General features: G+C 66.9%; 11 protein-coding genes. 7 read left to right on the plus strand and 4 right to left on the minus strand.

Annotated elements, in window-relative coordinates; genetic code table 11:
• On the plus strand, positions 1-1,403 hold a 1,403-nt coding region (locus K789_RS0100030; RefSeq protein ID WP_024364954.1), incomplete at its 5' end, for an ATP-dependent DNA helicase RecG.
• 30 nt (positions 1,404-1,433) lie between these two features.
• Positions 1,434-2,036 (plus strand): 16S rRNA (guanine(966)-N(2))-methyltransferase RsmD, encoded by a 603-nt coding sequence (gene rsmD, locus K789_RS0100035; protein ID WP_024364955.1) that lies wholly within the window; start codon positions 1,434-1,436, stop codon positions 2,034-2,036.
• Positions 2,037-2,103: 67 nt separating this feature from the next.
• Here rsmD and K789_RS0100040 read toward each other — a convergent pair whose 3' ends face one another.
• Positions 2,104-3,081 carry an ABC transporter substrate-binding protein gene (locus tag K789_RS0100040; RefSeq protein WP_024364956.1) on the minus strand — a complete coding sequence of 326 codons (978 nt, stop codon included), beginning with the start codon at positions 3,079-3,081 and terminating at the stop codon, positions 2,104-2,106.
• 214 nt (positions 3,082-3,295) lie between these two features.
• Here K789_RS0100040 and K789_RS0100045 point away from each other — a divergent pair, with 214 nt between their 5' ends.
• The gene (locus tag K789_RS0100045) at positions 3,296-3,787 is read left to right on the plus strand and encodes a MarR family winged helix-turn-helix transcriptional regulator (RefSeq protein WP_024364957.1); all 492 of its coding nucleotides are present in this window, start codon (positions 3,296-3,298) and stop codon (positions 3,785-3,787) included.
• A gap of 34 nt (positions 3,788-3,821) precedes the next feature.
• On the opposite strand, the gene K789_RS0100050 is transcribed toward K789_RS0100045, so the two are convergent.
• The 3 genes from K789_RS0100050 to K789_RS0100060 are packed head-to-tail and all read right to left on the minus strand — an operon-like array spanning position 3,822 to position 6,666.
• Entirely contained in the window at positions 3,822-4,604 is a 783-nt protein-coding gene (locus tag K789_RS0100050) for a spermidine synthase (protein WP_024364958.1), read from the minus strand.
• Positions 4,604-5,800, minus strand: a complete 1,197-nt coding sequence (locus tag K789_RS0100055; RefSeq protein WP_029704059.1) for an aminotransferase class I/II-fold pyridoxal phosphate-dependent enzyme — start codon at positions 5,798-5,800, stop codon at positions 4,604-4,606. The genes K789_RS0100050 and K789_RS0100055 overlap by 1 nt, the downstream gene beginning before the upstream one ends.
• An 8-nt stretch (positions 5,801-5,808) precedes the next feature.
• Entirely contained in the window at positions 5,809-6,666 is an 858-nt protein-coding gene (locus K789_RS0100060) for an SDR family NAD(P)-dependent oxidoreductase (protein ID WP_029704060.1), read from the minus strand.
• Positions 6,667-6,714: 48 nt separating this feature from the next.
• Between K789_RS0100060 and coaD the strand changes: the two genes are divergently transcribed.
• The 4 genes from coaD to rnc form a co-directional block, all read left to right on the plus strand.
• Entirely contained in the window at positions 6,715-7,185 is a 471-nt protein-coding gene (gene coaD, locus K789_RS0100065) for a pantetheine-phosphate adenylyltransferase (protein ID WP_029704061.1), read from the plus strand.
• A 204-nt stretch (positions 7,186-7,389) separates the two neighbouring features.
• On the plus strand, positions 7,390-7,914 hold the full coding sequence (locus K789_RS24260; protein ID WP_084507086.1) for a YceD family protein: 525 nt from the start codon (positions 7,390-7,392) through the stop codon (positions 7,912-7,914).
• Positions 7,915-7,950: 36 nt separating this feature from the next.
• Complete coding sequence (gene rpmF, locus K789_RS0100080) at positions 7,951-8,154, plus strand: 50S ribosomal protein L32 (protein ID WP_009356569.1); 204 nt, start codon at positions 7,951-7,953, stop codon at positions 8,152-8,154.
• Positions 8,155-8,175: 21 nt separating this feature from the next.
• Positions 8,176-8,850, plus strand: a 675-nt coding sequence (rnc, locus tag K789_RS0100085) for a ribonuclease III (RefSeq protein ID WP_024364963.1), incomplete at its 3' end; no start/stop codon positions are given.

Consider the following 8,850-nt stretch of genomic DNA (forward strand, 5'->3'; position numbering starts at 1 on the left):
CCGCCGGCCAGGCCGCCGTCGGCAAGACCCTGGCCGCGGAACTCGCCCAGGACTCGCCCATGAACCGCCTGCTGCAGGGCGAAGTCGGCTCCGGCAAAACGATCGTGGCCCTGCGCGCCATGCTGCAGGTGGTTGACGCCGGGGGACAGGCCGCCCTGCTGGCCCCCACCGAGGTCCTCGCCGCGCAGCACTTCGACTCGATCCGCCGCACGCTCGGGCCGCTGTCCCGGGACGGCATGCTGGGCGGCCTGGGCGCGGACGCCGTCCAGGTCACGCTGCTGACCGGCTCCATGCCCACCGCCGCCCGGAAACAGGCCATGCTGGACGCCGCCTCCGGAACCGCCGGGATCGTCATCGGCACCCACGCCCTGCTCAGCGACAACGTGTCCTTTTATGACCTGGGCCTGATCGTCGTCGATGAGCAGCACCGCTTCGGCGTCGAACAGCGCGACGTGCTCCGGTCCAAGGCTCACAAACCCCCGCACCTGCTGGTCATGACCGCCACCCCGATCCCCAGGACCGTGGCCATGACCGTATTCGGCGACCTCGAAACGTCCGTCCTCGACGAACTTCCGGCCGGCCGCGCGCCGATCACCACCCACGTCGTTGGACTCGCGGAGCACCCGGCGTGGGCCTCGCGCATCTGGACCCGCTCCCGGGAAGAGATCGACGCCGGCCACCAGGTGTACATCGTCTGTCCCAAGATTGGCTCGGACGACGACGGTGACTTCAGTCCCGGCGAGGCCGAACCGTCCGCCGCTGACCTCGACGGGGACAACGGGGCGCGCGAACTGGCGTCCGTGACCGGCGTCGTCGAACAGCTCCGGGACGAACCCGCCCTGGCGGGGGTGGCCGTGGCGCCGCTGCACGGCCGTCAGGACCCTGCCCTGAAATCCGGGACCATGGCGTCCTTCACCGCCAACCAGACCAAGCTCCTGGTCTCCACGACGGTCATCGAGGTGGGCGTGGACGTCCACAACGCCACCCTCATGGTGATCCTGGACGCGGACCGCTTCGGCATCTCGCAGCTCCACCAGCTCCGCGGACGGGTGGGCCGCGGCGGGCTGCCGGGGACCTGCCTGCTCGTGACCACACTGGAACCCGGCCACCCGAGCCGCCGCCGGCTCGATGCCGTTGCGGCGACGACCGACGGCTTTGAACTCTCCCAGGAGGACCTCAAGCTGCGCCGCGAAGGCGACATCCTGGGCGCCTCCCAGTCCGGCGGCCGGTCCACGCTGAAGCTGTTGCGGGTCCTGGAACACGAGGACGTGATCGCCCGGGCACGCCAGGACGCCTGGCAGATTGTCGGCGGCGACCCGTCACTGGCCGCCCACCCCGGCCTCGCCGCGGCGATCGACGAATACCTCAATCCGGAAAAGGAGGCGTTCCTTGAACGCGGCTAAGAACATCCAGGCATCCCTGGCGGCACGGCCATGAGCCGCATCATTGCCGGTGCCGCGGGCGGAACCACCCTGGTCAGCGTCCCCGGATCCCTGACCCGCCCCACCACGGACCGGGTCAAGGAAGCGCTCTTCTCCCGGCTGGACGCCTTCGAGGTGATAGCTGATGCCCGCGTGCTGGATCTCTACGCGGGCTCCGGATCGCTCGGCGTGGAAAGTGCCAGCCGCGGGGCGCAGTCCGTGGACCTGGTGGAATTCGACGGCAAAGCCAGCGAGGTCTGCCAGCGCAACGCGGACCTGGTCAACACCGTCGCCGGGCGCAAGGTGGTCTCCGTGCACCGCTCCAAGGTCGAATCGTTCCTCGAACGGACCCAGGAAAGTGTCCGCTGGGACCTCGTCTTCCTTGATCCGCCCTACCCCCTGGACGAACCGGCCCTGGCCGGGGTGCTGGCCAAGCTGCTCCCGCACCTGGCCGAGGGCGCCGTCGTCGTCGTCGAGCGCTCCTCCCGGAGCCCCGAACCGTCCTGGCCGGACGGGATGGAGCGGTTCGCCGAACGGAAGTACGGGGAGACGAAGCTCTGGTTCGCCGAACCCGGCGTGGCCGGCGTGGACGACGCGGACGACGCCGCCAAGTAACCCCGCAAATGACAGGGGACGACGGCGGAACCTCCCGCCGCCGTCCCCTCCCGTCACCCGGGAGCCGCTATTTCAGGATCGTGCCCGACACGTCCGGCGTCGAGGGCACAATGCCGTACGTGGCCATCAGTTCGCCAAGTTTGACCAGAATGGGTTCATTGAGCTTGCCGTCGAATTCCTCCAGCCGCAGTTTCGAGGCCACCGCCTCCGGCATCGTCATGAACGCGGGCAGCAGTGCCCGGACCTTGTCGGGGTTGCTCTGCGCCAGGGCCAGGGTCTCCGTCATGGCCGCCTTGAAGTCGGCAACCACCTGCGGGTTCTGCTGGGCATAGCTGCCGCTGGTGAAGGTGACCATGGTGGGCAGGCCCGGCAGCGCCTCCTGGTTGTTGTAGGTCACCAGCTTGTTGCCTTCCCCCAGGAGCTTGGAGAGGAACGGTTCGGGAACCCAGACAGCGTCGACGTTCCCCTGGGCCAGTTGTGCCCCCATGTCCTGGAACGGCAGTTCGAGGAACTTGACCGCGTTCGGATCGCCGCCCTGTTTAGACACGACCTCCTTGATGGTCAGGTCTCCCTGCGCATTGATGGTGTTGACCGCAACCTTCTTGCCGGCAAGGTCCTTGGCCGAGGCAATGCCGGAGTCCGCCTTGGCGACGACGCCATTGATGTCGTTGCCGGTGGCCAGGGAGTTCGAATATCCGGAGACGATCCGCATGTCCAAGCCCTTGTTCTTGGCCAAGAGCACGGACAGCGGGTTCCCCACGGCGAAGTTCATCGTTCCCGTGGAGACGGCGGGAAGCATCGCCGCCCCTCCCTGGCCGCTCTGAAGCTCCACGTTCAGCTTGTGCTTGGCGAAGACGCCCTCATCAATGCCCAGCTTCACGGCAGCGGACGGGGCAATCGAGATCACACCGATGCTTATGTTGCGCATGCCGTCGCTTCCCGCGGCCGGGGCGGACGAGGTGGATCCGGACGGCGACCCGCTGCCGCAGCCGGTGAGCAGCAGTGCCGCGGCCACTCCGACGGCGGCAAAGGTGAGTCTCTTCATAACATTCCACTTCCTTGGGGTGAGTTATCAGACGATCGGGGCACCTTGCCAGGCAAACAACTTGACGGGCAGCCCCGAAGGTATGTAAATGACAACCCATATAGTTGAGATTGTCAATGATAATTTTTTCAACTATTCACCGCGGGCCGGCGGCCGGCGGTATCGTTGAGGCTGTCAAGCGCTCTGAGGAGCCAACCGGAAGCTGCGAGGACCTGTGGCCGAATCAACCCAGCACGTCGGGAACCCCTGGGAAGGCGTCGCCATTGCGGCCGTCCCGGACCGCCTTCTCGCCGGCGACCTGGTGGATGAAATTGAATTCCTGGCGGCGCGGGCCCGGTCCCTGGGCAGCGCCCACGCAAATGCCATGCTGGCCCCGCTGGATCTGAAGGTGCGCTCCTACTCGGTCCTGGCAGTGGTCTGCGGCGGCTCGGAGCCATCCCAGCGCGAGCTCGCGGATTTCCTGCGCCTGGATCCCAGCCAGATTGTCTCCCTGGTTGACACGCTGGAACAGCGCGGGCTGGTGTCCCGCGCTGCCGACTCCCGCGACCGCCGCTCCAAGGTCATCCGCGCGACGGCGGCCGGGATGGAGCTGTATCAGCGGGCCGCGGCAGCTGTCCGGACAGCCGAAAATACGTCCCTCGCAGCGCTCGATGGTCCCGAACGGGATCAGCTCCGCGTCCTGCTGCGCAAGATCGCATTCGGCTGAGACTCCTGCGGGCCTGCACCGGGTGGCCTGGGTCCTAGGCCGAGAGCACGTCCAGCCCGACGCCGGACAGCACCTTCGCGGGGTGCGGGCCGCGGGCGGTGAGCGCCGCTGTCCAGACCTCGGGCCACGGCCCCTGCGTCCCGGCCAGGATGATATTGCCGGGATAGCGGCCGCTGAACATGCCCGCCTCGGCGAAGGCGGCGACGTCGGTCATCGCCCGGCGCAGCGCGGCCACCTGGCTCCGGACCAGCGTGAGCCCGGGCTCATCGCCCACATTGATGATCAGGACCCCGCGGGGGCTGAGTTTCGCGGCCGCCTCGAGGTAGAACCCGGTGCACGCGATGTGTTCCGGTGCCTCGGGCCCCGAAAAGATGTCCAGGATCACGACGTCGAAAAGCAGGTCCGGAGGGAGCTCGGCGAGGGAGTCCCGCGCGTCGCCGATGAGGGTGTGCAGCTCCGTGCCGTCCGGCAGGGGGAGTTGCTGCAGCACGAAGTCCAGCAGTTCCCGCTCCAGCTCCACCGCGTACTGCACGGAGCCCGGCCGGGTGGCCTGGATGTAGCGCGCCAGCGTCAGCGCCCCGGCACCGAGATGCAGGGCCGTAATGGGTTCGCCCCACGGTGCCGCGAGGTCCACCACATGGCCGATCCGGCGCAGGTACTCGTAAAAGATGTCCGAAGGATCCGCGAGGTTGACGTGCGACTGTTCCGCCCCGCCGATGCTGAGCACAAACCCGCCCTCGGTGAAGGCATCCGGCTCGATCGTGGCGTGCTGGCCGGTGGTGCGCAGGAAGCGGGAGGCCGCGGGGGAGCCGGCCATTAGAGCCTGTCGCGGAGGGTCGCGAGCCGTTCGGCGGCTTCCTGCAGGACATCAATCCTCTTGCAGAAGGCAAAGCGCAGCAGGCTCCGCGTGCGTTCGGCGCCTTCCGGATGGCAAAAGACCGGCACCGGAATCGCCGCGACACCCACGAGCGCGGGCAGCCGGCGGGCCAGTTCGACGGCGTCGGAAATCCCGAGCGGGGCGGTGTCCACATTGACGAAGTACGTTCCCTGCGGGGTGAAGACGTCCAGTCCCGCGGCCCGCAGACCCTCGCTGAGGATGTCGCGTTTGAGCTGGAGGGTATCGGCGATTCCGGCGTAGAACTCATCCGGCAGTCCCAGCCCGGCCGCGATGGCGCTCTGGAACGGGGTGCCGGAGCTGTAGCTCAGGAACTGCTTCACCGTGCGGGCGGCGGCGACCAGATGCTCCGGACCGCTCAGCCAGCCGATCTTCCAGCCGGTAAAGGAGAAGGTCTTCCCAGCGGAGGAGATGGTCAGGGTGCGTTCTGCGGCGCCCGGCAGGGTGGCGACCGGGATGTGCCGGGCGCCGAAGGTCAGGTGCTCGTAGACCTCGTCGGTGATGATGACGGCGTCGTGCCTGGTGGCGAGCTCGACGACGCGTTCCAGCACCTCGCGGGGGAACACCGCGCCGGTGGGGTTGTGCGGATTGTTGACCAGCACCACCTTGGTGCGGCTGCTGAACGCCGCCTCGAGGGCGGCCAGGTCCGGCATGAAGTCCGGTGCCAGCAGCGGGGCGGTGACGTGCCGGGCGCCCGAGAGGCCGATGATCGCGCCGTAGGAGTCATAGAACGGCTCGAAGGTGAGGACCTCATCGCCCGGGCCCACGAGCGCGAGCAGCGAGGCGGCGATGGCCTCGGTGGCGCCGGTGGTGACGATGATTTCTGTCTGCGGGTCCGGTTCCAGGCCGTAGAAACGTTCCTGGTGGAGGGAAATCGCCTCCCGCAGCTCCAGGATGCCCTTCCCGGGGGCGTACTGGTTGGCGCCGGCGGCGATGGCGGCCTGCGCGGCCGCCTTGATCTCCACCGGGCCGTCCTCGTCCGGGAAGCCCTGGCCAAGGTTGATGGCTCCGGTCTGTTGCGCGAGGGTGGTCATCTCCTCGAAGATCGTGACGCCGAGGGTGCCGTCGGGGGAGAGCAGGTTGGCGCCGGTCGCGGTCCGCTGCCACGGCAACGGCATCGGGGTGCTCACTTGGAGCCCGCTTTCTCGCCCCGCCCGGTGAACTTGTCCATCGTGGAGTAGATCCCGAAGACCTTCCCGCCCACGAAGTCCCAGGCCCGCACCGGCAGGATGCCGCGCAGGACCTTGCCCAGCTGCGCGGTCGCCGGGGCGATCAGTTGCGGCCGACCGGCGGTGGTGGCCCGCCAGGCGCGGTCCACGGCGTCGTCCGGGGTCATCAGCGGCGTCAGCAGCGGGCCGCGGGCGCCGTCGAACATCCCGGTGGAGATGTAACTGGGGCAGAACGTCGTCACGGCGAGGTGGCCGTAGCCGTGCTGTTCGAGTTCCAGCCGGAGCGAATCGCTCCAGCCGATCACAGCCCACTTGGATGCTGCGTACACGCTCATCCTCGGGTTGGAGACGGTGCCGGCGGCGGAGGCGATGTTCAGGATCCGGCGTGGCCGCCCGGCGTCGCCCATCATGCCCGGCAGGAAGGCGTGGGTGACGTACATGGGCGCCAGCGCGTTGATGTCCATGGTCAGGGCGATGTCCCGCTCCGGGTGGTGGTCCCAGAAGAGTGCCCCCCGGACGATTCCTGCATTGTTGACCAGGAGCGTCAGCGGGCCTTCCTCCCGGCACGCCTCCGCGGCGTCGGCAATCGCCGCGCGGTCGGAAAGATCCACCTGGCGGACGACGGCGCGCGCGCCGAGCGCGGTCACTTCGACGGCCGTCTTCGCCAGGCCGTCGGCGTCGACGTCCCACAGAATGACGACGCCGGCCCCCTCGCGGGCCGCTCGCAGGGCGTACAGACGGCCCATGCCCATGGCGGCCCCCGTCACGAGAACCACGCCCCCGGACACGGTGAAAGGAATGCTCGATGCTGACATTCAGCCATGTTATCCCGGCCTGCGGCAGCAATACGGTAGGTTCGGGGGATGAGACGCGCCGTATGCCCTGGCTCCTTTGACCCCATCCACAATGGCCACCTGGAAGTCATCGCCAGGGCCGCAGGCCTCTTCGACGAGGTCATCGTCGGCGTCTCCACGAACTACGCCAAGAAATACCGCTTCACCCTTGACGAGCGCATCGACATGGCCAGGGAAACGCTGGCGTCCCTGCGCGGGATCGTCGTGGAGCCGGTGGGGGAGGGACTCCTCGCCGAGTACTGCCGCCGGCGCGGCGTATCCGCCATCGTCAAGGGCCTGCGTTCCTCCTCCGACTTTGACTATGAACTGCCGATGGCGACGATGAACCGCCAGCTCACCGGCGTCGAGACCGTCTTCCTGCCCGCGGAGAGCCACTACCTCCACTTGTCCTCAACGCTGATCAAGGAAGTGTTCACCCTGGGCGGCAACGTGTCCGAGTTCGTGCCCCGCTCGGTGCTGAAACGGCTGCACGCGGACTAGCCGGTCCAGGACCAGCCGCACAGAGGGTAAGCTTGATCGGTACTCGGCGGCCTGCTGCCGGTTGCGCGGCCCGAATCCGGAGCGGCGTGCGGTGTGAACCGCAGGCATGCCCCCGGTTTGAGTCCGTCCGGAAGATCAGGCTAAGATAGTACGTCGGTCATATGTTCAACAGGAGTTCTCATTAAACGAGATGCTAGTTCGCCCTTGGTGTTTGACGTCAAGGACCTCGGACGCAGTCCGGGAAGCATGCGGACGCTGACAGAACATGTACCCGCACCAGGTGATCTTGGTGTGGCGCTCATTGGTGTGCAGGAAGGCTCGGATGTCGAGCTGGATCTGCGGCTCGAGGCCGTACACGAAGGAATTCTGGTATCAGGAACCGCGCACGTCGAAGTTACTGGCGAGTGCGGCCGATGCCTGGATCCCCTTGCGTATGACCAAGAGGTCGATGTGCAAGAACTTTTCTTCTACGAGGACGCTGTGTTCTCGGATGAGGAAGACGAAGAAGAGCAACGTCGAGTCGAGCACGATCTGATCGATCTTGAGCCGGTGTTGCGGGACGCAGTTGTAACCATGCTGCCGTTCCAGCCGGTGTGCCGGGAAGACTGCCAGGGCCTTTGCTCCGAATGTGGAGTTCGCCTGGAAGACGAGCCGGGGCATCACCACGAGGTGGTAGATCCTCGCTGGGCTGCCCTAGCTGACTTGGCTAAGCCTGACCGGCAAAACTGATTTGTAAGTGTTGGACTAGAGAGAAATGAGTTAGCCGTGGCTGTCCCGAAGCGGAAAATGTCTCGCTCGAATACCCGCGCCCGCCGCTCCCAGTGGAAGGCAACCGCCCCCCACCTGGTGAAGACTGTCGAGAACGGCCAGGTTACGTACAGCCTGCCGCACCAGGCAAAGGTCGTTACCGACTCGGCTGGCACCGCGCTGTTCCTTGAATACAAGGGCCGCAAGGTCGCAGACGTCTAATCCGCCAACTGGCTGACTAAGATGTCTTCAACTGAAGAGCTTCTGAAGCGTCTCGGTGTCACTATTGACGCCGGGACGCTTCGTCTTGCGCTCACACACCGTTCCTACGCCTACGAAAACGGCGGCATACCCACCAACGAACGTCTCGAGTTCCTGGGCGACTCCATCCTGGGCTTCTCGGTCACCGATGCGCTGTACCGTGACAACCCCACGCTGCCCGAAGGGGACCTGGCCAAGCGCCGCTCCGCCGTCGTCAGCACCCGGGCACTCGCGGGCATCGGCCGCAGCATCGGACTTGGTGAGTACATCTACCTCGGCCAGGGCGAAAAGCTCACCGAGGGCAAAAACAAGGCGTCCATCCTCGCGGACACCATGGAAGCGCTCATCGGCGCCACCTATGTCTCCAACGACATCGAGACCGCCCGCCAGCTCGTCATGCGCCTGATCGGCCCCTTGCTCAAGGACGCGGCCGCGCTCGGCGCCGGCACTGACTGGAAGACGAGCATCCAGGAGCTGGCAGCCAGCCGCCAGCTCGGGACGATCAACTACGCCGTGGAGGGCTCCGGGCCGGACCACGCCCGGACGTTCGAAGCCATCCTGCGGATCGGCGGCAACGACTACGGCTCCGGCTCGGGCAACTCCAAAAAGGAAGCCGAGCAGGAGGCCGCCGCGGACGCCTGGCGCAGGCTGTCGGCG

Origin of the sequence: Arthrobacter sp. TB 26 (assembly GCF_000427315.1) — a bacterium.
Lineage (GTDB): Bacteria > Actinomycetota > Actinomycetes > Actinomycetales > Micrococcaceae > Arthrobacter.

Coding starts and splice junctions, on each gene's coding strand:
- coaD (WP_029704061.1), top strand. CDS start 6,715: ATGAGACGCGCCGTATGCCCTGGCTCCTTTGACCCCATCCACAATGGC.
- K789_RS0100040 (WP_024364956.1), bottom strand. CDS start 3,081: ATGAAGAGACTCACCTTTGCCGCCGTCGGAGTGGCCGCGGCACTGCTG.
- K789_RS0100050 (WP_024364958.1), bottom strand. CDS start 4,604: ATGGCCGGCTCCCCCGCGGCCTCCCGCTTCCTGCGCACCACCGGCCAG.
- rsmD (WP_024364955.1), top strand. CDS start 1,434: ATGAGCCGCATCATTGCCGGTGCCGCGGGCGGAACCACCCTGGTCAGC.
- K789_RS0100055 (WP_029704059.1), bottom strand. CDS start 5,800: ATGCCGTTGCCGTGGCAGCGGACCGCGACCGGCGCCAACCTGCTCTCC.
- K789_RS0100060 (WP_029704060.1), bottom strand. CDS start 6,666: ATGTCAGCATCGAGCATTCCTTTCACCGTGTCCGGGGGCGTGGTTCTC.